This window comes from Micromonospora sp. HK10, assembly GCF_000982955.1.
In the GTDB taxonomy this organism is placed as follows: domain Bacteria; phylum Actinomycetota; class Actinomycetes; order Mycobacteriales; family Micromonosporaceae; genus Micromonospora.
In genome coordinates this window covers 79,755-103,612 of sequence record NZ_KQ058794.1, presented here as the reverse complement: position 1 = coordinate 103,612, position 23,858 = coordinate 79,755, and the positions used below count along the sequence as shown (strand labels likewise).

Sequence of the window (23,858 nt, the reverse complement as noted above, 5' to 3'; positions counted from 1 at the left end):
CCCCGGCCGTCGCGCCAGGTCAGTTGACCCGGATCCGCACCACGTCGAAGGCGGGGGTCTGGTTGGCCCGCTCCATCATCGGGATGCGGTGCGAGCCGTCACCGGCCCAGACCGCGCACTGGGCGATCCCCGACTGGGCCAGACCGGGCACCTGGATGAGCACGTCGTCCGCCTCGGAGCTGCCCCGGCCGTCCTCGGTGGCCACGAAGAACGCCGGCACGTCCTGCGGGTTCGGGGGCTGGCGGGTGCTACCCAGCATCCGGCAGGCGGTGTGGAAGTGGCCGCGCACCAGGCCCTGGTCGTTGAGCAGGGAACTCTCCAGGTAGTAGCCGCCCTGGCCGGCGGCGAGGAACCGGTCGCGGATCAGGTTGCGGGTGGTGACCCGGAGCGTGAACGGCTGGTTGCGCTGGACCCGGTTCGGGAACTGGGTGATGAGCAGCGAGGGATTGTTCTCCGCCGCGCCGACCTCACCGAATGCGGTGCTCACGCAGCGGTTCCCGGCCTGGAAACCGTTGTGCGCCTCAAGCTGGCTGCCGGAGCAGTCCTTGGCCAGCACCTCCAGCCCGTTCGTGCCGCCGCCGTTCTGCCCGCCGCCATTGTTACCGCCGGTCTGACCACCATTCGGCGCGCCGGTCTGACCGCCATTCGGCGCGCCGGTCTGGCCACCATTCTGGCCGCCGGTCTGCGGGTTGTCCGCGATTGCGCACTGGGCGAGTTCGTCGAGTCCCTGCGGCCGCGGCGCGACCCGGCCGATCGCCGTGGCGATCCGGTTCAACGTCGCGGTCCGCCGGTCGGCGAGCGGTCGCAGAACGGTGTTGTTGATGACGTCGCCACCCTTGCGGGCGTTCGCCGCGAGCTGCCGGTTGGCCTCGGCGATCTGGCTGTCCAGCAGTGCCAGGTTACGGTCCACCTCGGCGCGCGCCTGCGCGGGCACCTCGGGCAGCTTGGCTCGGACGTCGGGGCAGGTCACCTTCGGGGTGCCGGCGCCCGCGCCGCCCCCCTTGGTCTGCTCGCACTCGGCGACCGACATCTGCCCGTCACCCCAGTGGTTGCGGACCCAGCGGCCGTTCTGCCACGTACGGGTGGTGCTGCCCTGCTGTGCCGGCGCGGTGGAGCCCGGGCTCGGGGCGGTGCACGACGCCGAGGCCGACCGGAGGTTCGTCCGCCGGTCCTGGGCGGACGAGATCTGGGTGACGGCGACGATGCCGCCGAAGACCGCGAGCGTGCCGACCACGGCCAGCAGCCGCTTGCTCCGCGCGTTACCGGATGACCGGCGCGCCCGTGTGGACCTGCGCATCGAATTGCTCTCCTTCTCGATCCGGTAGCTGATTCGTGACCCTGGCGGACCGACGGATTTCGGGGTGAGGATCACTGCGACGTTCCGGTTGCACGTCGACGAGCGACGATGCCCTTTCCGCACCGTCACCGCGCCTGTGCCGCGCGGCTGGGAAGATCTCGTCCATTCCCGCTTAGGTACGGAGCGACGGCGGCGATGGTTCAACCGGCGATCGGGAGATTTTTCGGCGACGTCCGGCCGGGCCGCGACCTCAGTCGGCGTAGAGGTGGTCGAAGGCGAAGCCGCCGTCGGCCTCGTCCCGCCGGGCCGCCAGCGCCCGGATCTGGCGGCGCACCTCGTCGCGCGCCACCAGCGGCGGCTCCCCGGCCGCGAGGTCACGCAGCCGCTCCCCCACCGCCAGCGCGGCCAGGTCCTCGGCGAGCCGGCCCGGGTCGATCCCGCAGGAGAACCGCCCGACGTCGAGCCGGACCCGTTCCACCAGGCACCGGCCGGGCCGCACTTCGACCCAGCCCCATCCCTCGGCGGGGCCGCCGGTCCAGCGCACGTGCAGCCCGCGCAGGATCGGGTCGGCGAGGGCGCGATCCACGTACCCGGCGACGGCCGCCGCCCGGGCCAGCGCGCCCAGATCGTTGACCGGACCACGGCGACCGTCGGGCAGCCGGCCCAGGATGTCCCGGAAGCCCACCGCGTCGCCGCCGTCCGGGCCGGTGCCGGCCGCGTACGCCCGCGCGTCGATGACGTACTCGACGAGGCGGCGCCCGTGGTCCGCGCCCCGCAGGGTGGCCGACTCGACCCGCAGCAGCGGCAGGCCGACGGCCGCACAGACCGTGCCGGTCAACCGCTCGGCGCGCCGTGCCGGCGAGCCGGGCTCCGCCGGCGGGGCGAACGCGACGGCGAACACCGGCCACCCGGTGTCGGCCGCGCAGACCACCTGGTCGAGGAGTTCGCGGATGGCGGTGCTCCACTGGTGGCCGGTGATGCCCGGCGGCCGGCCCTGCACCAGCTCGCTGAGCCGGCGGGCGGGGTGGACGACCAGACCGGAGCGGGTGGGCGAGGTCGGGCCCCCGGCCGGGACCGCACGCAGCCAGGCGGCCGCCTCGGTGCGGGTACTCGTCATCTTCGCCAGATCCATCCGTCGCCTCGGTCGACCGGAGCGAGTCTAGGTCCTGCCCGAACCGGACGAACGGGAGGCGGCGGCCGACGCGGGCACCGAACCCGGCGGCCCGCCGCCCCGGCCGGTCGGGCGCCGTCCCGCGCCGCCCGCCGGTCGATGCAGCAACGGCCAGTTGCTGTCCTTCAGGCCGGGCGGCCCGCCACGACTGCCCGGCGCGGAAACGGGTACGCCCCCGCCGGTCCGGTCGGTGGGTGGAGCGGAGGCGGAGATGACGCGCCAGCAGTTCGGGTTCCTCGCCGGGTTCCTCCTGGTCGCGGTCTGGGCGTTGGGCGGACCCGGCGCCGCCGCGGCCGCCACGCTGGCCGGGCTGGTCGGCTGGCTGCTGGTCCGGCTCGTCGACGGCGACGTCACCGTCCCCGGCCTCGCCGACCGGGTGACCGCGGGCCGGCGCCGCTGAGCCGGGCGCCCGGATGACCGGCACCCTGCCCCGGCGCGACAGCACACCCGGGCGTGCCCGGACCGCGCCCGCCACGCGCTGGACCGAACGGCGGATCGCCCGCCTCGCCGAGGAGGCAACGGGCCGTACGCCGGCCGCCTCCTCCCCCGCCGCGACCGTCCGGGTGGCCGGGAACGTGGCCCGGGTCGATCTCGATCTCGTGGTGGACCACGGCGCGCACCTGCCGACGGTCGCCGAGGCGGTACGCCGGCGGATCGCCGACCAGGTCGAGGCGTGCACCGGCCTGACCGTCGAGTCCGTCACCGTCACCGTGGTGGACCTGCGGCTGCCCGCCGAACACACCGGGACGGCGGGCGACCGGACCGCCCGCCCGGCGGCCGGGGGCTGACGTGCGTACCGTCAACCGGGTCGCCACCCTGCTGCTCGCCGTCGCGCTGCTCGTCGGCGGGGCGCTGGTCGCCGTCGCAGGGCTGCTCGCGGCGCTGGGCCGGCCCGGCCCGCTGCTCGGCCGCTGGTCCGCCCCGCTGACCGGGGCACGGTGGCAGGACCCGCCGGTGCGCGCCGTCGCCGCCGGCCTCGCCCTGTTCGGCCTGGTGGTGCTCGCCGCCCAGCTGCGCCGGTGGCGCCCGGTCCGGCTGCCCGCCGCCGGCCACGACGGCTGGCACCTGCACCGCCGGGGCGTGGAGCGGCGACTGGCCCGGACGGTCCGGTCGGTGCCGAGCATCCGGCGGGCGCGGGTGCGGGTGCGCCGCCGTGGCGAAGCCTGGCGGCCCCGGGTCACCGCCACCGGCGACCCGGCGGCCCGCGCCGACGTCGAGTTCGCCCTGCGCCGGGAACTCGAGCGGCTGGCCGCGCCGGCTCCCGGCCGGATCGAGGTCCGGCTCGTGCCGTCCCGGCGGGCGCCGTGAGCAACGCCGCGCACCGGCTGCTCTGGACGGTGCTCGCCCTGCTGCTGGTGGCCGGGGGCGGGGTCGCCCTCGCGGTGGGCGCCGGCGGGCTGCCCGGCGGGGACGCGCCGCTGCTCGGCGCTGCCCTGCTGCGCTGGTGGCGGGCCGGTACGCCGTGGAGCGCGCTGGCGGTGACGGTCGGCGGGCTGCTGCTGGCCCTGGCCGGACGGCGGCTGCTGGTCGCTGCCCTGCGGGTGCCCGACCGGCTGGACGGCACCCTGGCGCGGCCGGCGGACGGCGGCGGGCGGACCCGGGTGGCGGGCGCCGTGCTGACCGACGCGCTGCAACGGGACCTGCTGCGGGCGCCCGGGGCACGGCACGCCCGGGTGGTGCTCACCGGACCGGTGGCCCGGCCGGACGTCTGGGTCGAGGTGCGGCTGGCCCCGGAGGCGGAACTGGCCGCCGTGCGCGACCACGTCGACGCCGCCGTGCGGCGCTTCGCGGCGACGATGGGCTGCCGCCCCGCGCACCTGGACGTCACCGCGCTGCTCGACGAGTCCGCCCGCTGAGCGCCCGGAGCAGCACCGCCGGAGCCGGTGGGCGAGGATGGGCGCAGCCGAGCGAGGGAGCGGTCGTGCGGGTGGTGTCGCTGGTGCCGTCGTTGACCGAGGCGGTCGCGCTGACCCGCCCCGAGGTGCTGGTCGGCGCCACCGACTGGTGCACCCGTCCGGCCGGGCTCGACGTCGCCCGCGTCGGCGGCAGCAAATACCCGGACCTGGACCGGGTGCTGGCCCTGCGGCCGGATCTGGTGCTGCTCAACGAGGAGGAGAACCGGCGCGCCGACGCGGACGCGCTCGCGGCGGCCGGCGTGCCGGTGCGGGTCACCTTTCCGCGTACCGTGCCCGAGGCGCTGACCCAGCTCGGCGAGCTGGTCGCCGCGCTGGGCGTACCCACCGAACCGGAGTGGCTGCGCGCGGCCCGCCGCGCCTGGGCCGAGCCGCCCGTCCCGGCGGCGCCGCGCGCCGCCGTGGTGCCGGTGTGGCGGCGGCCCTGGGTGGTGCTCGGCCGGGACACCTTCGCCGGGGACGTGCTGCGTCGCCTCGGTGTCGCCAACCAGTGGGCAACGCACGACGAGCGGTACCCGCGCCCGAGCCTCGCCGAGCTGCGGGCCCGGCAGCCCGACCTGGTGGTGCTGCCGGACGAGCCGTACCGGTTCACCGCCGAGGACGGGCCGGAGGCCTTTCCGGGGGTGCCGGCCGCGCTGATCTCCGGCCGCCACCTGACCTGGTACGGACCGTCGCTCACCGCGGCGCCCCGGCTGCTCGCGGCCCAGCTGGCCCGGGCGGCGTGAGCCGGGCGGCGTGACCCGGGCGGCGTGACCCGGGGCGGGCCGTCCCGCCCGCCCCGGACGCCGGCTCAGGCAATCGGCGTGGCGTGCACCGGGTCCAGCTCGCGCAGAGTGGTGTCGTCCACGTCGTACCCGATCGCGTTGTGCACCTGGACCACGCCGCCGACGTGGGCGGCGAGCCGCCCGGCGAGTTCGACGGCGCTCCGCCGGTCCAGCCGGCCGTCGAGGGTGACCTCGCCGTCGCGGACCTGCACGGTGACCAGGCCGTCCCGGACGGCGAGCACCCGGCGCAGCACCTCCTGCACCACGTCCTCGCGGATCTCCGCGTCGGTGCGCAGGTGCACCCGGAGCAGGTCGCTGCGGGTCACGATGCCCACCAGCCGGCCCAGGTCGTCCAGCACCGGCAGCCGCTTGACCACCTCACGGTCCATCAGCCGGGCCGCCGCCGGCAGCGAGGCCCGCGCCGTGGTGGTCACCGCCGGGCTGGTCATCAGGTCCTTGGCGACCAGCGCGCCCGCCTTCTCCCGGGCGGTGCGCCGGCGCCGTCCCTCGAAGACGCGGCGCTCGTCGGGGTGACCCGCGCGCTCCACCCGGTGCAGCAGGTCGGCCTCGGAGACCACGCCCAGCACCCGGCCGAACGAGTCCACCACGGGCACGGCGCTGATGCCACGCCGGATCAGCACGTCCACGATCTTGCGGTAGGGAGTCTCCTCCCGCGCGGTCGCCACGTCCCTGGTCATCACGTCGTCCACCTGCCATGTCCTCATCACGAACCTCCTCGACCGGGGCTTCCACCCGCGACGCTAGGCCGGCCGACGCCCGCCGGTCAGAGGCGGCCGGCCGGGGCGGCCCGGGTCGACCGGACCGGGCGGCAAGGGGTCCAAGGTCCCGGTCGGGAGCGGCCCGTCGGCCCTGCTCGGGACGGCGCGGCAGCGGTGGAATAGAGATGCCACCGGGAAGAGCGGTGCGAAGCAGAGAAGGGACGTGGACACCATGACCGCGACGATCGAGCGGATCACCGCCAACGCCAACACCATCACCCCGGCGGCCAAGACCACCCGGCACGCCGAGACCACCGCGCAGAAGGCCACCCGGTACATCTTCGCCGGGCTCCGGATCGCGCTGGGCTGGACGTTCCTCTGGGCCTTCCTGGACAAGATGTTCGGCCTGGGCCACGAGACCGCCGCGAAGGCCGCCTGGATCAACGGTGGCAGCCCCACCAAGGGCTTCCTGACCTTCGGCGCGGCCGGCCCGTTCAAGGGCTTCTACAACGAGATCGCCGGCGCGGCCTGGGCGGACTGGCTGTTCATGCTCGGCCTGCTCGGCATCGGTGTGGCCCTGATGCTCGGCATCGGCACCCGGATCGCCGCGGTCGCCGGTGGGCTCCTGCTGGTCATGATGTGGACGGCCGTCCTGCCCCCCGAGAACAACCTCTTCATGGACGACCACCTCATCTACGCCGGTGTCCTCGCGGTCCTGGCCCTGGTCGGCGCCGGCAACACCCTCGGCCTCGGCAAGGTGTGGGCGAAGCTCCCCATCGTCCAGCGGCTGCCCTGGCTGAAGTGAAGTCACCAACCGCAGTACCCACCGGGCGGGCGTCGCCGAGAGGCGGCGCCCGCCACCTCGTGCCGTCACCGGTCCCCGCCGCCACGCCGCGGCGGGGACCGTCGCGTATCGGCCGGACACGATCGGGCAGGATCGACGGTGACCGCACCGTCAGCACCGAGGAGACCCGTTCATGGACAAGCCCGAGGTTGGCCCGATCGAGGGCGCCCCGCCCGCCGATCTCGTCATCGAGGACATCACGGTCGGCGAGGGCCCGGAGGCGCGCCCCGGCCAGTTGGCCAGCGTGCACTACGTCGGCGTGGCCCACTCCACCGGGCGCGAGTTCGACGCGTCGTGGAACCGGGGCGAGACGTTCGAGTTCCCGCTCGGCGGCGGCCAGGTCATCGCCGGCTGGGACCAGGGCGTGGTCGGCATGAAGGTCGGTGGCCGGCGCCGGCTGACCATCCCGCCGCACCTGGGCTACGGCGCCCGGGGCGCCGGCGGACTGATCAAGCCGAACGAGACCCTGGTCTTCGTGGTGGACCTGCTCGGCGTCCGCTGAGCGACGCCGAGGCACGCCGGGGCCGGCGGCGTCACGCCGCCGGCCGCCCGGCTTGCCGCCCAGGTGTCGGCCGCCGGCCGCCCGGTGTCCGGCGCTCGCGGCGGCGGCTGTGCCGCCACCGGTCAGGCCGGGACCAGCTCGCCCCGCCGGGCCGACTCGCGCACCGCCATCACCCGGTGCAGGCCGGTGGCCCGCAGCACCCGCGCCACCACCGGATCGGGATCGACCAGCACCAGCTCGCCGCCCCGGGCCCGGACCCGCAGGTGGGCGGCGACCAGCGCGCGCACCCCGGAGGCGGAGAGCACCCGCACGCCGGACAGCTCCACCCGCAGCACGGGCCGGGCCGGGGCCGCCCAGAGCGCCGCCCGGAACGACCCCACGGTGGCGATGTCGATCTCGCCGACCGGCCGGACGTCCACCGCCTGGTCGGTCACGCTGATCTCGACGTGGAACCGGTCGCCGCGCTGCCTCATGCCGGAAACCTATCCCCCGGCACCGACGTTTCCGGCCGCCCGCCGGGCGGGATCCGGGAAGGTACCGGGTGCCACCCCGACCTTCTCCGGGTAAACCCTCAGGTGCTCTCCACGAGCCGGTGTGACCAGGCCCAGGCCGCGATCTCCACCCGGTTGCGCGCGCCCAGCTTCTGCAGGATGCCGGAGAGGTGGCTCTTCACCGTGCTCAGCGAGATGAACAGCTCCGCCGCGATCTCCTGGTTGGTCCGGCCCCGGGCGATCGCCCGGACCACCTCCAGCTCCCGGGCCGACAGCGCCGGCCGGAACCGGTCGCCGGGCGGCTCCGCCGGCGGACTCAGGTGCCGCAGCAACCGCAGGGTCAGCGACGGGGACACCAGCGCGTCGCCGTTGTCGGCGGCGCGTACCGCCTCGACCAGGAGGGCCGGGCCGGCGTCCTTGAGGATGAAGCCGACCGCGCCGCCGCGCAACGCGCCGTAGACGTACTCGTCCAGGTCGAAGGTGGTCACCACGACGATCCGCAGCGGGTCGGGCACGCCCGGACCGGCCAGCGCCCGGGTGACCTGGAGGCCGTCTAGGCGGGGCATCCGGATGTCGACCAGGCAGACGTCCGGACGCAGCCGCCGGGCCTGCGCCACGGCGTCGACCCCGTCGACGGCCTCGGCGACCACCTCGATGTCCGGCTGGTCCTCCAGGATCATCCGCAGGCCGCCCCGGACCATCGCCTGGTCGTCGGCGAGCAGCACCCGGATGGTCACCGGCGCTCCCCGGCCGGCACGGGCAGCACGGCCGAGACGGACCAGCCGCCGCCCGGGCGGGGACCGGCGGTGAGCGTCCCGCCGAGGGCCTCGACCCGCTCGCGCATCCCGACCAGGCCGTAGCCGCGCCGGGGGTGCCGGGCACGGGCCGGCGGTCCGTCGTCGACCACCTCGACGGTCACCGAGCCGGGGGCCGTGGCCACGGTGACCGCGACGCTCCGCGCGCCCGTCGCGTGCCGGGCCACGTTGGTCAGCGCCTCGCGGACGACCCGGTACCCGGTGCCCGCCACCTCCGGCGGCCACCCCGGGTCGTCATCCGGCACGCGCAGGGTCACCGCCACGCCGTGCCGCTCGAAGCGGGCGACCAACTCGGCGAGCTGCTCCGGGCCGGCCGAGGCGGGCGCGCCGTCCGAGTCGTCGCGGAGCAGGCCGACCAGCCGACGCATCGCGGCGAGCGCCTCGGCGCCGGCCGACTCGATGCCGGGCAGGGACTGGCGGGCCCGCTCCGGGCGGCGTTCGCTGACCAGCTGCGCCGCCTGGGCCTGCACGACGATCCCGGTGATGTGGTGGGCGACCACGTCGTGCAGCTCCCGGGCCAGGTCCAGGCGTTCGTCCTGGCGGATCCGCTCGGTGGTGGCGCGGCGGCGCGCGGCGATCGCCCGCGACGCGCCGCCGACCCCGACGGCGGCCAGCCAGGCCACCAGGTTCCACCAGGTCACCGCGGTCAGGCCGGCGGACCACCCGGTGGCCACCAGCACCACGAGCCCGCCCCCGGCGACCGCGCCCGCCGCCACGATCGGCAGCGCGGCGACCGCCGAGCCGACCAGCACGGCCAACGGCAGCGCGGCGGCCGGACCCGGCTCGTGCGGAAGCCCGGCCCGGTCGGCGACCAGGACGGCGACCAGCGCGACCACCAGGCCCGCGGTCGCCGTCCACCCCCGATGCCACCGCCGGGCCAGCGCGAGCAGCGCGACCACCACGCCGACCCCGCAGTCGAACCACCAGTACGTCCCGCCCCAGCTCGCCGCCAACGCGGTCGCCTGGAACGTGATCGCCGCCGCGAAGACCAGGCCGAGCCCGACCTGCGCCACCGCGGCCCACCGATCCGTCACTCCCATGCCGCCCAGGCTAGGCAGTCGCGTCGCCGGCCGAACCGGTCAAAAGGAGGGTCGTCGACAGCCGGCAACCGGTCACCGGACTGATGGCGGGACCCGCGCGGCCGCGCAGGCTCGGGGCATGACCGAAGAGAACTCCCCACCGGTGCTGCACGCCGAGGGCCTGACGAAGCGGTACGGCAAGCGGGTCGCACTGGACCACTGCGACCTGCGGATCCCCCGCGGCCGGGTGATCGGCCTGGTCGGGCCGAACGGCGCCGGCAAGTCCACGCTGCTGCAACTCGCCTGCGGACTGATCACCCCCACCGCCGGCACCCTGCGGGTGCTCGGCGCCCGACCCGCCGCCGACGCGGCCCACCTGGCCCGGGTCGGCTACGTCGCCCAGGACACCCCGGTGTACGCGGGCCTGACCGTGGGCGATCACCTGCGGATGGGCGCCCGGCTCAACCCGTCCTGGGACCCGGCCCTGGCGGCGCGGCGCGTCGACCAGGTCGGGCTGCACCGGTCGCAGCGGGCCGGCCGGCTCTCCGGCGGGCAGCGCGCCCAGCTCGCCCTGACCATCGCCGCCGCGAAGCGGCCCGAACTGCTGATCCTCGACGAGCCGGCCGCCGCCCTGGACCCGCTCGCCCGGGACGGTTTCCTGCACCACCTGATGGAGTTCGTCGGTGAGCTGGGGGCCAGCGCGCTGCTCTCCTCACACCTGCTCGGTGATGTGGCGCGGATCTGCGACCACCTGGTGGTGCTGGCCGCCGGCCGGGTCCAGCTCGCCGGGGACGTCACCGACCTGCTCGCCCAGCACGGTTGGCTCGCCGTGCCGCGCGGCGCGCGGGACCGGCTGCCGGCCGGGGTGGAGCCGGTACGGCGGGAGCCGGCCGGCCCGGACGACCGGTGCCTGGTCCGCATCGCGCCGGGCGCCGGGCCGCTGCCCGGGCCGGTGCGGCCGGTGCGGCTCGAGGAACTCGTGCTGGCGTACCTGAGCCGGGCCGCCGGTGCGCCGGCCGGACCGGTCACGCCGCTGGGGGTACGGCGATGACCTGGCTGACCTGGCGGCAGTTCCGGGCGTCGGCGCTCGCCGGCCTCGCCGGGCTGACCCTGCTCGCCGCGTACCTGGTGCACCTGGGTCTGGCCGTGCGGCGGGACCACGACGCCTACCTGTCCCGCTGCCACTCGGGCGGGGACTGCGGGCGCGCCCTCGCCCAGTTCCTCGGCGAGTACCAGAACACCCTGCTGTACCTGGCCGGGCTGCTCGCCCTGGTGCCGGCGGCGCTGGGCATGTTCTGGGGCGCGCCGCTGGTGGCCCGGGAGCTGGAGGCGGGCACGCACCGGCTGGTGTGGAACCAGAGCGTCACCCGGACCCGCTGGTTCACCGTCAAGCTACTGGTGGTGGGGCTGGCCGCGATGGCCGTCGCGGGCCTGGCCAGTGCCCTGCTGACCTGGGCGGCCAGCCCGGTCGACCGGCTCGCCGGGGACCGGTTCAGCACCATCGTCTTCGGGGCCCGGAACCTGGCGCCGGTGGCGTACGCGGCCTTCGCGTTCAGCCTCGGCACGGTGATCGGGCTGCTGGTCCGGCGGACCCTGCCGGCGATGGCGCTGACCGCGGTGGCGTTCGCGATCGTGCAGTTCGTGCTGCCGAACGTGGTCCGGCCGCACCTGATGCCCCCGGTGACGGTCTCCCGGCCGATGACCGCGGCGGCGATCAACGAGGCGCGCGGCCTGGGCAGCATCACCGGAGCGCCGGTGGTGAAGGGGCTGTCGGTGCCGGACGCCTGGGTCAGCGACGTCAGCGAGCTGCTGACCGCCGACGGCCGGCCGCTCGCCACCGACCGGTTCGACCGCTGCTTCCAGGACCCGCCGGCCACCGGCGCCACCGGCACGTTCGGCGACGCGGCGGTCTGCCTGGGCGGGCTCGACCTGCACGTGGTGCTGTCGTACCAGCCGAACCACCGCTACTGGATGTTCCAGTTCCTGGAGTCGGGGATCTACCTGACCCTCAGCGGACTGCTGGCCGGCTTCGGCCGGTGGCAGGTCCGCCGCCGGGTGACCTGAGCGGTTCCCGGGCGGTCCCCGACGACACGCCGCCGGGGACCGCCCGGCACGGGCATCGGCGGGGAAGAATGGCCGGATGGTCGTTCCCCGCCAGCGCCCGCCCCGGCTGATCCGGCCGGTCCGCGAGCCGGCCACCGTGCCCCCGCCGCTCGTCGGAGCCTGGGCGGCCACCGATGTCCGGCTCGACCGGGCCGACCTGCTGCCGCTGCCGGACGGCGCGCACGGACCGGAGGACGTGCTGATCGACCCGGACGGGCGGGTGGTCAGCGGCGACGAGGACGGCCGGCTCTGGTGGTGGCCGGTGGACGCGCCGGCCGGCACCCGCCCCACGCTGCTCGCCGAGACCGGCGGCCGGCCGCTCGGCATCGAGCTGGATCCGGTCGACGGCGGGCTGCTGGTCTGCGACGCGTACCGGGGGCTGCTGCGGATCACCCCGGACGGGGCGGTGCACGAGCTGACCGGGGCGGCGCCTCCGGTGCACCTGGCCGACAACGCCGCGGTGGCCCGGGACGGCACGGTCTACTTCACCGACTCGTCGGACCGGTTCCCGCTCTCCCACTGGAAACGGGACCTGCTGGAGCACCGGCCCAACGGGCGGGTGCTCGCCTACGACCGGCGCACCGGGCGCACCGACGTGGTGACCGACGGGCTCTACTTCCCCAACGGGGTGGCGCTGACCCCGGACGAGTCCGCGTTGATGCTGGTGGAGACCGCCACCCACCGGTTGCTCCGGGTCGACCTGCCGGGCGGCGCGTCAACGGTGCTCACCGACCTGCCGGCGTACCCGGACAACGTCTCGGCGGTGGGCGACGGGACGTACTGGATCGCGCTGCCCAGCCCGCGCCTGCCGGTCATGGAGAAGCTGCTGCCGCATCCCCGGGTACGCCAGCTGGTCGCCCTGCTGCCGGGCGCCGTGCAGCCCAGACCCCGCCGGTACGGGCTGGTGGCGCTGGTGGACGGTGCCGGGCGGGTGCTGCGCACCCTGCACGGGCCCAGCGGGGCGTACCCGATGGTCACCGGCGTGCGGCAGCACGGCGGGCAGCTCTGGCTGGGCAGCCTCACGGCGACCGGGGTGGCCCGGGTCGACCTGACCTGACGACCCCGGGCCGGCCCGCCGTCACGGCGGGCCGGCCCCTGGCCGTTCCTCCCCGGGTCGTCAGCCGCCGGCGTTGCTCTTCGACGGGGCGGGGGCGGGCGACGAGCCGCCGGCCACCGCGCCCGGGTGCGTCGTGGCGCTGGGCGTGGGCCGCAGCCCGGCCGGCACCGGCAACGCGCTGCCCTTGATGAACTCGTCCCAGCTGACGTTCCAGGCGGTGAAGCCGTTGCCCTGGTCGAGCTTCACCTCGGTGCCCTTGACGGTCACCTGGTCGCCGACCTGCGTGATGCCCATCAGCCAGTCCGCCGCGGCGGCCGACACGTTGGCGCACCCGTGCGACGTGTTGGTGTAGCCCTGTTCGCCCTCGGACCACGGCGCGGAGTGGATGAACTCACCGCCCCAGGTGAGCCGCTGCGCGTCGTCCACGTCGACCACGTAGCCGCCGTTCGGCTCGCCCCGGGTGTCGAAGGTGGTCCGGTCGAACTTCTCCATGATCACCATCGTTCCGCTGGAACTCGGCGTGCTCGGTTTGCCGAGGCTGACCGGGATCTTGCGGAGCAGCTTGCCGTCCTGGAAGACGGACATCTGCTTGGTGGCGTTGTCGATGTCGAGGCTGACCTGCCGGCCGATCTTGGAGGCCGCGGAGTGGTCGGTGTCGCCGATGGCGTCCTTGCCGATCGGCAGCCCCTCCAGCGCGCTCCGTACGCTGATCTTCGTGCCCGACTTCCAGTGGTCGGGCGCCCGGTACTCGACCTGCTTGCCGTCGGACTCCCACGACCAGGCGCCCGGCTGCGGCGGATCGGTTTTCACGAACAACCGGCGCTGCACGTCCGCCCTGGCCTCTTTCGGAATGGGCGGATCGAATGTGACGACCACCGGCATCGCCGTACCGTATGTCTGTTTGCTGGTGAACAGCAATTCGCTGGTGACCGCCTGCCGGGTGGTGGGTTTCGCCATTGTCGTGAACGTCGTCTTCTGCGTGGTCGTCCGCCCGGAATCACCGGTCGCGGTCACCTCCGCCGTGTACGTCCGCGAATTCTCCAGCGGGCGGCTGGGCACCCAGCTCGTCCCGTCCTCGCGGGGTTCGGCGGGCACCGCCCGGCCCTTGTCGTCGGTCAGCTTGACCGCGGTGATCTTTCCGTCCCGGACCGTGGTCCCCACCTCCGCGCTGATCGGCACGTTCTTCGTCCGATCAGCCGGGCTCACCGCCAGCGACGGCGTGGACGCCGCCCTGGCGTGCCCGCCGTGCACCGCGGACTTCTGGTCGGCCGTGCACCCGACGACGACCAGCGGTGTGGCTGCGATGGTTACCGCCAAAAGGTTGAATCGGCGTCTCACATGCATATCCCGCACCCCATTTCCACTCCCCCTTGCCCACATTGTCTATGGCCGCCGGGGAGCCGTGGCATATTCGGCGGAACTGCCCGCCGCAGTCGACTTCGATCTCGGCTCCGGCGTACCGAATCGGAATTGCTGGCCGAGAAACGGGAGGTCCGTCACGGCTGCTCCCGATGGGCGGCACGACCGGTTTCCACCCGACCCGCCGGGGCGGCGGGTGTGCTCAGCCGGCGGTGCCGGAGCGCCGCCGGTGGCCGGCGGCAAGGGCGTCGGCCCGGCGCCGGGCCGCGGCCGGCACCGGCTCGGCGAGGAACTCTTGCAGCGTGCCGCGCATCCCGTCGAGCACCAACTCCCCGGCCTCGGTGAGCCGGCCGGTGCGGGCCAGCGCCTCGGTGGCCTCCCATGCCGCCGCCCGCCAGCGGGCGAAGGCGACCTGCGCGGCGAACGCCGCGTCGGGGTGCTCCTCCACCCGGCGCTGCCGCCGCCAGAACGCAGCCACCCCGAGGTGTGCGTAGGTGCCGTGCAGCAGCGCGCCGAGCGGCCGGGGATCGTCCCGCCAGGGCGCGTAGAAGCGGTCGTCCCGGCCCGGCTCGGTGAGCCGGAAGGCGCTCATCAGGGCGGCCATCTTGGCGTGCTGCACCTCGTGGGCGAGGGTCACCGCCAGCGCGGTGGCGTCCGGCGGCAGGGACATCGCCACCGCCCCGAAGGCGTCCCGGAAGGTGCCACTGACCAGCCCGTCCGGGGCGGCGCGCAGCGGGGCGAGTACGCGGACCGCCGCGGCCACCTCACCGGCCACGGCCTGGTGGTGCCGGCTGAGCAGGGCCCACCCGGCCGAACACCGCCGCCGCCACCGGCGGTGTTCGGCCGGTCCCACCTGCGGCAGCAGCCGGGGATCCGGCCCGTCACCGGTCGCCAACCGCCACCCCGGCCCGTCGAGGGTGACGGCGAGCCGCAGCGGCGCCGACCCGGTGGAGATCCGGTGCAGCGGGGCCCAAGGGCGCCGCGGGTCGTCCGGTGGGTCGCCGGACCGGGTCAGCGGCACGCGGTGGCCGCCCCGGCGCATGACCGGGCCGTCCGGTCCCGCCCGCACCTCGACGACGGGCTCGTCCCCCGGCAGCCAGACCTGGCCCAGCGAGGGCAGGACGAGAAGCGGACCGGCGGCGGGCACCCGCGTGGTCACCCCGGCCCGGACGGCGGCCGCCGCCGCGACCTGACCGAGCGCCGACGGCGCGACCGGCGCCCCGGCCGGCCGCAGCAGCGCCCGCACCGTGGCGGCCAGCCAGTTCCCCACCACGGGGTACGACAGCACCCACCGGACCGCCTCGGGGGCCACGCGCTCGATCTCGGCGAGCGCCCGGTACGCCTGCCGGGCCGCCCCGGCCTGCGGGTGCCCGGACCGGCGGGCGAGTTCGACCAGGGCGGTGGCGAGCAGCCGGTCCCGGCTGTACCGGATCGCGGCCAGCGCACGCACCGCCTCGGGGCCGCCGCCCCCGCCCGCCAGGGCCCGCAGCGCCTCCTCGGGCAGCCGGTGGGCCCGGGCAGGGCCGGCCGCGGTCATGCCGCCGACCCGGCCAGCCTGCGGACGTCCCCGATGAGGCGGTGGTGCACGTGATCGATCAGGTGGCGCAGGTCCCGGCAGTACACCGAGGGGTTGCGGAAGCCGTCGCCCGCGCGGTAGCGGTGCGAGAAGAGGCCGCCGCCGCAGACCTCCAGCACCGGACAGGACCGGCAGGCCGGGGAGAGGCTGTCGAGGCCGCCGCGCCGGGCCCGGGCCAGCGGCAGCCGCAGCGCCGCGTCGAAATCGTCGGTGGTGACGGTGAGACCGGTGGCGCCCTGCCCGGAGACCGCGACGAGGTGGTCGGACTCCACGATGGCGCCGTCCGTCTCCACCACGATCGAGGCCGCCGGACCGGACCCGATCCCCTCCAGCCGGGAGGCCCGGCCGAACAGCAACCGGATGACCTCCTCGAACAGCCGGATGCCGGTCTCCCGAGCCGGAGCGTCGTACCACCGGTCGAAGACCGCGACCAGCCAGCGGCCGTACGGGGCGTCGGCGGACCGGGGATCGCGGCCGGGCGGCGGGCCGGACCAGCTGCCGTGCGGCAGCAGCAGGTCGATCGCCGGCGGCCGGAACGCCAGCAGCTCCTCGTAGACCCGTACCGGGTCGTTGTCGAGGTCGACGGTGCAGAGCAGGCCCAGGTACTGCCGGCGGTACCGGGGCTCGGCCAGCAGGGCCAGGGCCCGGCTCACCGCCCGGTAGGAGCCCCGCCCCCGATGGTCGCGGCGGTGCCGGTCGTGCAGCTCGCGTCCCCCGTCGACGCTCACTCCCACCCCGACGTCGAGCTGCCGGAAGAGGTCCAGGAAGCGCCGGTCCAGACGTACGCCGTTGGTCTGGATGGCCACCCGGACCGTGACGTCGGGGCCGACCGCGGCCCGCACCCGCCGGACCGTGTAGGCCAGCCGGTCGGCGCCGGCCAGCAGTGGCTCACCGCCGTGCAGCACCAGCTCGATTGCGGACAGCCCGTGCCGCTCGGCGTGCTCGGCGATCCGGTCCGCGGTCCGGTCGACGACGTGCCGGGACATCACCGGTGGCCGGTCCCGCCAGCGCTGCTCGCCCAACCGGTAGAGGTAGCAGTAGTCGCAGGCCAGATCGCAGCGGCCGTGCACCTTGAGAATGAACTGCCGCAGCGGGGCGGATCCGGGCGACGCCGCGGCGGCGGGAGGGGGATCGGTCTGGGCGGGCCGGAGCGGATCGGTCAAGGAGGCTCCCTTGGCTGCTCTGGCATGGCGGTCGGGTTTCGGACAGTGGCCTACCTGTCATCGAGGGTAGTCCATCGTCGTTGCGGCGGGGTCCCGGCAATTGCCGCACCGCCGGCACCGCCCGCCGCGACGGGGAGTCGCGAATCCGACTGAAGTTCGGCGCGGGCCGCGCCGCGGCCAGTGGGTGCGCCTTTCCCGATCCGCATTCCGCGTTCGGCAAACTGCCGGCTGACCGGCGGATCCGGTGTCGGTCCGGCACCTCGGTACGCCGACCGGGCGGCCTCGGTGGCGCTGTATCGCACCCCCGACAGTGGCGGTAGGACGGTGAGGTGGATGGACGTTCCCCGCCGGGGTGCCCTTGAATGGAATCAACCCCGACGGGCGCCTTTCCGGCGTCGACCGAACGGTCGTGGTCGGGTCCGGCACTGGCGGACGTGGAAACGGATGGTGCACAGGCGAATGAGCCAGGACCACACCGACCGGGAGACGATGGTCATCGACCTGACCAGGATCGATCTGCGCGCGATCCCGGAATTACCGGCGACCGTGTTCGAGCTGGCGCTGCGCCGCCTGGGCGACGAACTCGCCGACCAACCCGATTCGTATCTCGGATTCATGAGCGCACTCAGTCCGGACAACTGATTCCCGTCCGGCGCCCGGCCCCGGCTCCCCCCACCGGCCGGACGACAGCTCTGCCCCCTCCCCGATCGACAGACTTGGAGCGGCGATGACCGCAGCGACGCGGGTGGACACCGCACCGATCCCGCACCCCCGGATCGTCGGGTTCAGCTCCCCCGGCGGCCGGTCCGGGCAGACCAGCACCGTCGCGAACGCCGCCTGGGCGCTGGCCGCCGCGGGTCGCCGGGTGCTCGTCCTGGACTGGGCGACGAACCGGCCCTCGGTACCGGCGCACTTCCCACCCCGGGTCGCCCGGTTGGAGCCCGACGCCGCGCTGGAGGCGGCCATCGACCTGGTGCACCGGCCCGGCAGCTCGCCCGAGGTCGACCGGTACGTCACCCCCCGCCAGGCCGACGGCGGGTACGTGGACGTGGTCACCGCCGGGCTGGACGACCAGGCGAGGTTCACCGACCTGCTCGGCAACGCGGTGACCGGCGACCGGCTGCGCAAGCAGCTCGCGGCGACCGGGTACGACCACGTGCTGCTGGACTGCCCGGCCCAGTCCCCGGCGCTGAGCCGGGTCGGTCTCGCGTACCTCTGCGATGTGGTGGTGGTCTGCTTCCGGCCGGCTCCCCAGTCGGTCCGGGAAGCCACCCGGGTGGTCGGACGGTTGGGCAGCGAAGGCCCGGCGGAGCTGCGGCTGGTGGCGGTGGCCACCCAGATCGCCCACGACCAGCCGGAGGCGAGCCGGCACGTGACGACGATCCACGACGCCTTCGCCCGCCTTGACGAGTCGGGCGCGGCCGGCCGGGCGGCCCCGACGGTGGTGGAGATCCCGCAGCACGCGTACCACGAGCACCTGGCGATCCTGCTGGACGAGGGCGCGGTGCGGGACGGGCTGCTCCGGGTGGTCGAGCTGGTCGGCGGGGAACCGCCGGTGGTCCCGCCGGCGGTCGACCCCGGCGTGCTGCACTGGTACCGCACCGACTTCGCGGACGTCTCCGGTGAGGAGAGCATCGGGGCCGTCCACCTCGCCTACGATCCGGCCGACCGCCGCTGGGCGGACTGGTTGCGCGAGGCACTGAGCCGCGCCGGGGCCCGGACCCGGGACCTGCCGGACGAGCCGGGCGCGCTCACCGACGCCGATCAGGTCGTCGTCGTCGGCCACCGCCCCCTGCGCGAGGCGCGGGTCGAGGCGCTGCTCTGCCCGCTGCCCGACGCCGGGGCCGGGCCGGTCGGGGCGCCGGAGCGCCCGGCGGTCGCGGACGGCGACGCCGGACCCGCCGCGGCCGGATCGGGGCCGGGGGCCGGAGCCGACGCGTCGCCGCGGTCGTGCCGGCCGAGCATCCTGCAACTCCAGGTCGACGACGGCGACTACGGCGCCCGGGCGGGGAACCTCTACGTGGTCGACCTCACCGACGCCGACGAGGCGGACGCGCGGGGTCGCCTCCTCACCCACCTCGGGATGCGTACCCGGTCCGACGCCGCCACCGACCGGTTCCGTCCCCGCTTCCCCGGCGGCGCGGGCGTCCCGGCGGTCCCGCGGGTGGTCGACCTGCCGGCCCGGGTCACCGGGTTCGGCGGCCGGGGGGCCACCCTGGAGCGTCTGCGTGACGTGCTCCTCGCCCACCCCGAGGCGCCGGCAGCCCTGACCGGGCCGGTGAGCATCGGCAAGGCCGCGCTGGCCCGGGAGTTCGCCGTCCGCTTCGGTGGCGACTACGACGTGGTCTGGTGGGTCCCGGCCGAGAGCCGGGAGTCGGCGGGCCGGGCCCTGCGCCGCCTCGGCGAGGCGTTACGCCGGGAAGGGTTGATCGACGGTCGGGTGCCGCCGGCCCGTGGCGGGGCGGCCGCCGAGGAGGAGAAGCGCCTCGGCGCCCGCGAGGTGGTCGAGCTGCTCGGCCGGCCGGCGTTCGGCCGTCCGTACCTGCTCGTCTACGACGACGTCCGCGATCTCGATCAGCTCGACGACCTGGTGCCGGCCGGGCCGGGCGGGCACGTGGTGCTGGTCGCCCGACCCGGCGTCCTGGCGTCGACCGACAGCGAGGTCGTGGTCGGCCGGCTCAGCCCGGACGAGGCCGTCTCCCTCCTGCACGAGTTCGTACCGGACCTGGCGGTCCCGCACGCCCGCGCCATCGCCGCCGCCGTCGACCACTTCCCGCTGCCGCTGCGGCTGGCCGGCGCCTGGCTGCGCGAGCAGGTCCACCTGGTCAACCGCCAGGCGCCCGCGGAGCCCACCGCCACCGTCGCCGCCATGGCCCAGCTGCTGCTGGAACGGATCACCGAGCCGGCCGGCGCGGGGCAGCGCCGGGGCGGGTTGTGGCGGCTGTGGGAGGTGGTCGCCACCACCCTCGACCACATCCCGGTCGGTGGTCTGACCGCCCGGCTGGCCGAACTCTGCGTCCACCTCTCCGGCGACCGGATCAGCCTCAAGCTGTTGCGCAGCAGCCCGATGGTGGCGGCGCTGGTCGAGGCCGCCGGGGCGGACGCCGCCCCGCTGCTGGCCGACCCCATCGAGTTCGACCGGGTGCTCTGGACCGGGGTGCGGTACGGCGTCTTCGACCTCACCTGGGGACCGCGCGGCCTGCTCCGGCTCAGCCCCCCGTTGCAGCACGTGATCGGGCGGAGCATGCCCGACGCCGAACGCGAGACCCGCCAGCGCCAGGTGCAGCTCGCCCTGGCCCGGTTCGCCCCCGGCATCCTCGAGGACGAGGACCAGGAGCACCGGGAACGCCTGGAGGAGCTGCGGCACCACCTCGAGCCCAGCGGCGCGGTGGCCGCCACCGACGTGGAGGTGCGCCGGTGGGTGGCCCGGCAGGTGCGGTTCATGCAGTTGCAGCAGGTCGGGAGCATCGCCAAGGCGGCGCTGCGGATCGCCGACGAGGCGCTGACCCGGTGGCGGACGGTCGTCCCGCCCGACGATCCGACGCTGCTCTGGCTGGAGGTGGAACGGGCCAACATCCTGCGGGCCGAGGGTGACTACACCGGGGCCCGGTCGGTCGACGAGACCGTGCGGTTGCAGCAGGCCGACGCGCAGGGGGTGGACCACCTGCGCACGCTGGTCACCACCCGAGGGCTCGCCGGTGACCTGCGCGCGCTCGGCCGCTACGACGAGGCCGAGCAGCACGACAGCATCGCGTACCACGGGTTCGACCGGATCCTCGGCGGCGACCACGCGCACACCCTGATGGCCGGGCACAACCTGGCGCTCTCGTCCTACCTGGACGGCTACCCGCACACCGCGATGCTCATCCAGTCCGATCTCCTGGCCCGGCGCCGGCGGCTGCTCGGCGACGCCAACCCGAGGACCTGGTGGACCGCCGAGAGCCTCGGCACCTACCAGCGCGAGGTCGGCAGCGTGGAGGCGGCACTGGAGACGCTGCGGCTGGCGCACGGCTGGGTCAACCGGGCACTCGGCGGGCGGTGGCGGGAGCACCGGGTGGCGCTGCGGGTGACGCGCAGTCTCGCGGTGACCCTGCGCGCCGCCGGTAGCCCGCGGGAGGCCATGGCCACCAACGCCGACCTGGTCCTTGCCTTCGACCGGCTGCTCGGCCGGGAGCACCCGGACACCTGGGGCTGCCGGATGGCCCTGGCCGCGGACCACCACCGGACCGGCACCCCGCCCGAGGCCGTCCGCATCGCCCGGGACGTGCTCAGCCGCTATCTCACCTCGACCGCCTTCGGGCCGGACCATCCGTTCACCGAGCTGTGCCGGATGAACCTGGCACTGTTCCTGCGCCGCGCCGGCGACCCCGAGGAGGCCCGGAAGCAGGGGGAACGGGCGTGGCACGGGTTGCGCGCGACGCTGTCCGGCCCGACCCACCCGTGGGTGCTGGCCGCGATGGTGAACCAGGCCGCCCACCTGGCGTCCCTCGGCGACAGCGGGCGGGCGCGCGAACTCGGCCGGGAGACCGCCCAGTGGTGCGCGGAGGACCTGGGCCCGGAGCACCCGTACACGGTGACCGCGCAGGGCAACCTCCGGCTACTCGGCTCCGCCGCCGCCGACCTGTCGTGGTTCGAGGGCATCGCCGTCGACGCACCGCAGATGTGACCGCCCGCCCCACCCACCGAAGGAGGCTGCACCGGTGAACGCCGACCAAGAGCGACCGCCCCCGGCGGACCAGCCCGATCCCGGCCCCGCCGTGGCCAGCGCCGTGGCCGGCGGTGCGGCGGACGCCGGCACCGACCGGCAGCAGCGGGTCGCGGAGCTGTTGCGCGCCGAAGCCGACCTGGCGTACGTCTCCTGGTGCACCGACGGCCGGTGCGACCACCACGAGGACCGGTTCGCCGGCGACGGCGCCGAGGGCACCCGCGAGGCGTGCCACCGGCTGGCCCGCCGGGCCAGTTTCCAGATGGACCACCCGCTGCAGGACTGGCTGGCCGGCCTCGGCACCGGCACGCTGATCCGGCTCGTCCTCCAGACCGAGCGGGGGGTCGCCTACTGCGACCAGATCATCCCGGGCAGCTACCTCTTCGGCGCGGTGCTGCGCCTGCCAGACGACCCGGCGGAACGCGGCGAGCTGGTCACCCGGGTGGACACGACCCTCTCCGACGCGGTGGAGCGCTACCGCGACGAGATCCACGCCCGGCGGTACGACCTCGGTGGCTGGCGCACCGAGGGCCTCTCCGGCATCCTCCGGGCGGCGCAGCAGCGGTGGTCCTCGCTCGGCGGTGTCCCGGAGCAGGGCGGCCCGGCGACCTCGCTCACCGTCACCGGACGCGAGGACCACCCGGCCGTGGCGGTCTGCCGGGCGGCGGTGCGACCGCACGACCTGCACCTGGTCACCCTGGTCGAGAACGGCCGCCCGGTGTTCTGCGTGGATGTGCTGCGGGACGGGCGGTTCACCGCGCCCCGGTGGGCCAGCGCCGGCGAGCGCCGGGCCCGTTACGCCCAGGTGGCTGTCGAACTGCCGGACTACGTACGGGAACTCGGCCGGACCGCGCGGGTCCCGATCGGCGGCCCGCTCCGCCGCGTCGTGCTGGACGTCGAGAACGGTGCTCTCTACTACCGCAGGATCGACGATTCCCGATATATTGTCGGCCTGACGCTGCACCAGCCGCAGGTCAGCTCGGCCGAACGCCAACTCGACGCCGTCCTGGCGGCCTGGCCGTGACGACGCGGGCGGGGTCACCGACCGGGGCGGCGGCCGGCCGCCGGCCGGATAGCGCCGGTGGGACCGGGCGGAGATCGAGGACGGGGCGGTGCGCATGATCGGTCGGCTCCTTCAACGGGGCCGGGCCGCCCGGCGCGGCGACGACCGGGGACTGCTCCGGCTCCTGCTGGTCGGGGGCACCGCCGGCGCCGGCTGGCTGCTGGCCGCCGTGGCCGGAGTGCAGGTCCGGGAGAACTCCGTCGGCTACCTCGCCGTGGCCGGGGCGCTGCTGGTCGTCGGCCTCTACAGCAGCACCCACGGCATCTCCCGCGAGGAGTTGCGGGTCGGCGCCGGCACCGTGCTGCTCGCCGTGACCGTCGGGGTGCTGGCCAAGGCCGCGCTGATCGCCGGCACCATGTACCTCGTCTTCCGGGAGCCCCGCTACGCCGTGCTCGGGCTCGCGGTGGCCCAGATCGACCCGCTGGCGGTCGCGGCCATGACCGCCGGGTCCCGGATGTCGGCGCGGGCCAAGGCGCTCCTGGCGGCCTGGGCGTCGTTCGACGACCCGATCACCGTGGTGCTGACCGTCTACGGCGCCGCCTGGCTGCTCCAGCTCGGCTCCGCCGGCACCGGCCGGCTGGCGACCGTCGGTCCCGCCGCCGGTTCGATCGGTGCCAGCGTCGCCCAGAACCTGGCGCTGGGCGCGCTCGGCCTGCTGGCGTGGGGGGCGCTGCGGCGGCTGCCGGGCGGACGGGCGCAGCGGCGGCCGGGGGGCGCGGTCCGCCCGGCCGTCGTCGAGACGGCGGTCCTGCTGGCCCTGCTCGCGGTCGCCGTCGTCTACTCCCTGGCCCTCGGCGTCGCCCTGCTGGGGCTCTTCTTCCGGCCGCCGCTGGGCCGGCTGCTCGGCCGGGTGACCCAGGGCGCCTTCCTGGCCGCGTGCTTCCTGCTGGGACTGGCCCTGGCCCAGGGGGTCGACCCGTGGGCCGGCCTGGTGCTGGGGCTGGCCGCCTTCGCCGCCCAGGTCGTGGTCGGCCTGGTCATCCCGGCCCGGATCAGCCGGCGCGACCGGGCCTACCTGGCGCTCGGGCAGCAGAACGGGATCACCGCGATCATCCTCGCCCTCCTGCTGGAGCCGAGCGTGCCCGGCACGGTGGGGGTGGTGGCCCCGGCCATCCTGGTGGTCGCGGTGCTGCACGCCGCCACCAACGGCGTGCTGGAGAACGGCTGGCGGCCGAAGCCGCCGCCGGTGGGCCCGGCCGCCGCCCGCCCCGATCCCCCCGGGCCTCCGGTACCGCCGGTGCAGGCCGGAGCGGACCCCGCCGCCGCGGCCCCGGCGGTCGAGCGGGAACTGCGCTGA

At 75.5% G+C, this 23,858-nt stretch carries 23 protein-coding genes; 14 read left to right on the top strand and 9 right to left on the bottom strand.

What is annotated here, in order from left to right; genetic code table 11:
• Nucleotides 1-19: 19 nt before the first annotated feature.
• Together LQ51_RS12120 and LQ51_RS12115 are read right to left on the bottom strand one after the other, a co-directional pair.
• On the bottom strand, nucleotides 20-1,297 hold the full coding sequence (locus tag LQ51_RS12120; protein ID WP_046565174.1) for a hypothetical protein: 1,278 nt from the start codon (nucleotides 1,295-1,297) through the stop codon (nucleotides 20-22).
• Nucleotides 1,298-1,547: 250 nt separating this feature from the next.
• Nucleotides 1,548-2,414 (bottom strand): PDDEXK family nuclease, encoded by an 867-nt coding sequence (locus tag LQ51_RS12115; protein ID WP_046565214.1) that lies wholly within the window; start codon nucleotides 2,412-2,414, stop codon nucleotides 1,548-1,550.
• Nucleotides 2,415-2,679: 265 nt separating this feature from the next.
• Here LQ51_RS12115 and LQ51_RS12110 point away from each other — a divergent pair, with 265 nt between their 5' ends.
• The 5 genes from LQ51_RS12110 to LQ51_RS12090 all read left to right on the top strand — a co-directional run bounded on the left by LQ51_RS12110 (nucleotide 2,680) and on the right by LQ51_RS12090 (nucleotide 5,106).
• Entirely contained in the window at nucleotides 2,680-2,868 is a 189-nt protein-coding gene (locus LQ51_RS12110; RefSeq protein ID WP_046565173.1) for a hypothetical protein, read from the top strand.
• A gap of 13 nt (nucleotides 2,869-2,881) precedes the next feature.
• Nucleotides 2,882-3,256 carry an Asp23/Gls24 family envelope stress response protein gene (locus LQ51_RS31200; protein WP_052744831.1) on the top strand — a complete coding sequence of 125 codons (375 nt, stop codon included), beginning with the start codon at nucleotides 2,882-2,884 and terminating at the stop codon, nucleotides 3,254-3,256.
• A gap of 1 nt (nucleotide 3,257) precedes the next feature.
• Nucleotides 3,258-3,776 (top strand): hypothetical protein, encoded by a 519-nt coding sequence (locus LQ51_RS12100; protein WP_052744830.1) that lies wholly within the window; start codon nucleotides 3,258-3,260, stop codon nucleotides 3,774-3,776.
• Entirely contained in the window at nucleotides 3,773-4,324 is a 552-nt protein-coding gene (locus tag LQ51_RS12095; RefSeq protein ID WP_046565171.1) for a hypothetical protein, read from the top strand. The genes LQ51_RS12100 and LQ51_RS12095 overlap by 4 nt, the downstream gene beginning before the upstream one ends.
• A 65-nt stretch (nucleotides 4,325-4,389) precedes the next feature.
• Entirely contained in the window at nucleotides 4,390-5,106 is a 717-nt protein-coding gene (locus LQ51_RS12090) for a helical backbone metal receptor (protein ID WP_046565168.1), read from the top strand.
• 65 nt (nucleotides 5,107-5,171) lie between these two features.
• Here LQ51_RS12090 and LQ51_RS12085 read toward each other — a convergent pair whose 3' ends face one another.
• On the bottom strand, nucleotides 5,172-5,870 hold the full coding sequence (locus tag LQ51_RS12085; protein ID WP_046565165.1) for a CBS domain-containing protein: 699 nt from the start codon (nucleotides 5,868-5,870) through the stop codon (nucleotides 5,172-5,174).
• A gap of 226 nt (nucleotides 5,871-6,096) precedes the next feature.
• Between LQ51_RS12085 and LQ51_RS12080 the strand changes: the two genes are divergently transcribed.
• Both LQ51_RS12080 and LQ51_RS12075 read left to right on the top strand, forming a co-directional pair.
• Nucleotides 6,097-6,669 (top strand): DoxX family protein, encoded by a 573-nt coding sequence (locus tag LQ51_RS12080; protein ID WP_046565208.1) that lies wholly within the window; start codon nucleotides 6,097-6,099, stop codon nucleotides 6,667-6,669.
• A 172-nt stretch (nucleotides 6,670-6,841) separates the two neighbouring features.
• Nucleotides 6,842-7,210, top strand: coding sequence for an FKBP-type peptidyl-prolyl cis-trans isomerase (locus LQ51_RS12075; RefSeq protein ID WP_046565163.1), 369 nt, complete (start codon nucleotides 6,842-6,844; stop codon nucleotides 7,208-7,210).
• A 122-nt stretch (nucleotides 7,211-7,332) separates the two neighbouring features.
• Here the strand turns inward: LQ51_RS12075 and LQ51_RS12070 are convergent, their stop codons facing one another.
• From LQ51_RS12070 to LQ51_RS12060, 3 genes are all read right to left on the bottom strand, one after another.
• Nucleotides 7,333-7,683, bottom strand: coding sequence for an STAS domain-containing protein (locus LQ51_RS12070; RefSeq protein WP_046565161.1), 351 nt, complete (start codon nucleotides 7,681-7,683; stop codon nucleotides 7,333-7,335).
• A gap of 98 nt (nucleotides 7,684-7,781) precedes the next feature.
• Complete coding sequence (locus tag LQ51_RS12065; protein WP_046565158.1) at nucleotides 7,782-8,438, bottom strand: response regulator; 657 nt, start codon at nucleotides 8,436-8,438, stop codon at nucleotides 7,782-7,784.
• On the bottom strand, nucleotides 8,435-9,556 hold the full coding sequence (locus tag LQ51_RS12060; protein ID WP_046565156.1) for a sensor histidine kinase: 1,122 nt from the start codon (nucleotides 9,554-9,556) through the stop codon (nucleotides 8,435-8,437). The genes LQ51_RS12065 and LQ51_RS12060 overlap by 4 nt, the downstream gene beginning before the upstream one ends.
• A 118-nt stretch (nucleotides 9,557-9,674) precedes the next feature.
• Between LQ51_RS12060 and LQ51_RS12055 the strand changes: the two genes are divergently transcribed.
• The 3 genes from LQ51_RS12055 to LQ51_RS12045 all read left to right on the top strand — a co-directional run bounded on the left by LQ51_RS12055 (nucleotide 9,675) and on the right by LQ51_RS12045 (nucleotide 12,695).
• Nucleotides 9,675-10,586 carry an ABC transporter ATP-binding protein gene (locus LQ51_RS12055; RefSeq protein WP_046565153.1) on the top strand — a complete coding sequence of 304 codons (912 nt, stop codon included), beginning with the start codon at nucleotides 9,675-9,677 and terminating at the stop codon, nucleotides 10,584-10,586.
• Complete coding sequence (locus tag LQ51_RS12050; protein ID WP_046565151.1) at nucleotides 10,583-11,599, top strand: ABC transporter permease subunit; 1,017 nt, start codon at nucleotides 10,583-10,585, stop codon at nucleotides 11,597-11,599. The genes LQ51_RS12055 and LQ51_RS12050 overlap by 4 nt, the downstream gene beginning before the upstream one ends.
• A 76-nt stretch (nucleotides 11,600-11,675) precedes the next feature.
• Complete coding sequence (locus LQ51_RS12045) at nucleotides 11,676-12,695, top strand: SMP-30/gluconolactonase/LRE family protein (protein ID WP_052744829.1); 1,020 nt, start codon at nucleotides 11,676-11,678, stop codon at nucleotides 12,693-12,695.
• A gap of 60 nt (nucleotides 12,696-12,755) precedes the next feature.
• Here the strand turns inward: LQ51_RS12045 and LQ51_RS12040 are convergent, their stop codons facing one another.
• From LQ51_RS12040 to LQ51_RS12030, 3 genes are all read right to left on the bottom strand, one after another.
• Nucleotides 12,756-14,039, bottom strand: a complete 1,284-nt coding sequence (locus tag LQ51_RS12040; protein ID WP_046565149.1) for a L,D-transpeptidase — start codon at nucleotides 14,037-14,039, stop codon at nucleotides 12,756-12,758.
• A gap of 217 nt (nucleotides 14,040-14,256) precedes the next feature.
• Nucleotides 14,257-15,591 carry an aKG-HExxH-type peptide beta-hydroxylase gene (locus LQ51_RS12035; protein WP_046565147.1) on the bottom strand — a complete coding sequence of 445 codons (1,335 nt, stop codon included), beginning with the start codon at nucleotides 15,589-15,591 and terminating at the stop codon, nucleotides 14,257-14,259.
• On the bottom strand, nucleotides 15,588-16,793 hold the full coding sequence (locus tag LQ51_RS12030; RefSeq protein ID WP_082159378.1) for an FxsB family cyclophane-forming radical SAM/SPASM peptide maturase: 1,206 nt from the start codon (nucleotides 16,791-16,793) through the stop codon (nucleotides 15,588-15,590). The genes LQ51_RS12035 and LQ51_RS12030 overlap by 4 nt, the downstream gene beginning before the upstream one ends.
• A 459-nt stretch (nucleotides 16,794-17,252) precedes the next feature.
• Between LQ51_RS12030 and LQ51_RS12025 the strand changes: the two genes are divergently transcribed.
• The 4 genes from LQ51_RS12025 to LQ51_RS12010 all read left to right on the top strand — a co-directional run bounded on the left by LQ51_RS12025 (nucleotide 17,253) and on the right by LQ51_RS12010 (nucleotide 23,858).
• On the top strand, nucleotides 17,253-17,435 hold the full coding sequence (locus LQ51_RS12025) for a hypothetical protein (protein WP_046565145.1): 183 nt from the start codon (nucleotides 17,253-17,255) through the stop codon (nucleotides 17,433-17,435).
• 85 nt (nucleotides 17,436-17,520) lie between these two features.
• Entirely contained in the window at nucleotides 17,521-21,459 is a 3,939-nt protein-coding gene (gene fxsT, locus LQ51_RS12020; RefSeq protein WP_046565143.1) for an FxSxx-COOH system tetratricopeptide repeat protein, read from the top strand.
• Nucleotides 21,460-21,493: 34 nt separating this feature from the next.
• Nucleotides 21,494-22,522 carry a hypothetical protein gene (locus LQ51_RS12015; protein WP_046565141.1) on the top strand — a complete coding sequence of 343 codons (1,029 nt, stop codon included), beginning with the start codon at nucleotides 21,494-21,496 and terminating at the stop codon, nucleotides 22,520-22,522.
• An 88-nt stretch (nucleotides 22,523-22,610) separates the two neighbouring features.
• Nucleotides 22,611-23,858, top strand: coding sequence for a cation:proton antiporter (locus LQ51_RS12010; protein ID WP_052744828.1), 1,248 nt, complete (start codon nucleotides 22,611-22,613; stop codon nucleotides 23,856-23,858).

Excerpts from the sequence above, each read along its gene's own strand:
- LQ51_RS12120 (WP_046565174.1), bottom strand. The coding sequence starts at position 1,297 with ATGCGCAGGTCCACACGGGCGCGCCGGTCATCCGGTAACGCGCGGAGC.
- LQ51_RS12115 (WP_046565214.1), bottom strand. The coding sequence starts at position 2,414 with ATGACGAGTACCCGCACCGAGGCGGCCGCCTGGCTGCGTGCGGTCCCG.
- LQ51_RS12110 (WP_046565173.1), top strand. The coding sequence starts at position 2,680 with ATGACGCGCCAGCAGTTCGGGTTCCTCGCCGGGTTCCTCCTGGTCGCG.
- LQ51_RS31200 (WP_052744831.1), top strand. The coding sequence starts at position 2,882 with ATGACCGGCACCCTGCCCCGGCGCGACAGCACACCCGGGCGTGCCCGG.
- LQ51_RS12085 (WP_046565165.1), bottom strand. The coding sequence starts at position 5,870 with ATGAGGACATGGCAGGTGGACGACGTGATGACCAGGGACGTGGCGACC.
- LQ51_RS12080 (WP_046565208.1), top strand. The coding sequence starts at position 6,097 with ATGACCGCGACGATCGAGCGGATCACCGCCAACGCCAACACCATCACC.
- LQ51_RS12075 (WP_046565163.1), top strand. The coding sequence starts at position 6,842 with ATGGACAAGCCCGAGGTTGGCCCGATCGAGGGCGCCCCGCCCGCCGAT.
- LQ51_RS12070 (WP_046565161.1), bottom strand. The coding sequence starts at position 7,683 with ATGAGGCAGCGCGGCGACCGGTTCCACGTCGAGATCAGCGTGACCGAC.
- LQ51_RS12060 (WP_046565156.1), bottom strand. The coding sequence starts at position 9,556 with ATGGGAGTGACGGATCGGTGGGCCGCGGTGGCGCAGGTCGGGCTCGGC.
- LQ51_RS12055 (WP_046565153.1), top strand. The coding sequence starts at position 9,675 with ATGACCGAAGAGAACTCCCCACCGGTGCTGCACGCCGAGGGCCTGACG.
- LQ51_RS12050 (WP_046565151.1), top strand. The coding sequence starts at position 10,583 with ATGACCTGGCTGACCTGGCGGCAGTTCCGGGCGTCGGCGCTCGCCGGC.
- LQ51_RS12045 (WP_052744829.1), top strand. The coding sequence starts at position 11,676 with ATGGTCGTTCCCCGCCAGCGCCCGCCCCGGCTGATCCGGCCGGTCCGC.
- LQ51_RS12040 (WP_046565149.1), bottom strand. The coding sequence starts at position 14,039 with ATGCATGTGAGACGCCGATTCAACCTTTTGGCGGTAACCATCGCAGCC.
- LQ51_RS12035 (WP_046565147.1), bottom strand. The coding sequence starts at position 15,591 with ATGACCGCGGCCGGCCCTGCCCGGGCCCACCGGCTGCCCGAGGAGGCG.
- LQ51_RS12025 (WP_046565145.1), top strand. The coding sequence starts at position 17,253 with ATGAGCCAGGACCACACCGACCGGGAGACGATGGTCATCGACCTGACC.
- fxsT (WP_046565143.1), top strand. The coding sequence starts at position 17,521 with ATGACCGCAGCGACGCGGGTGGACACCGCACCGATCCCGCACCCCCGG.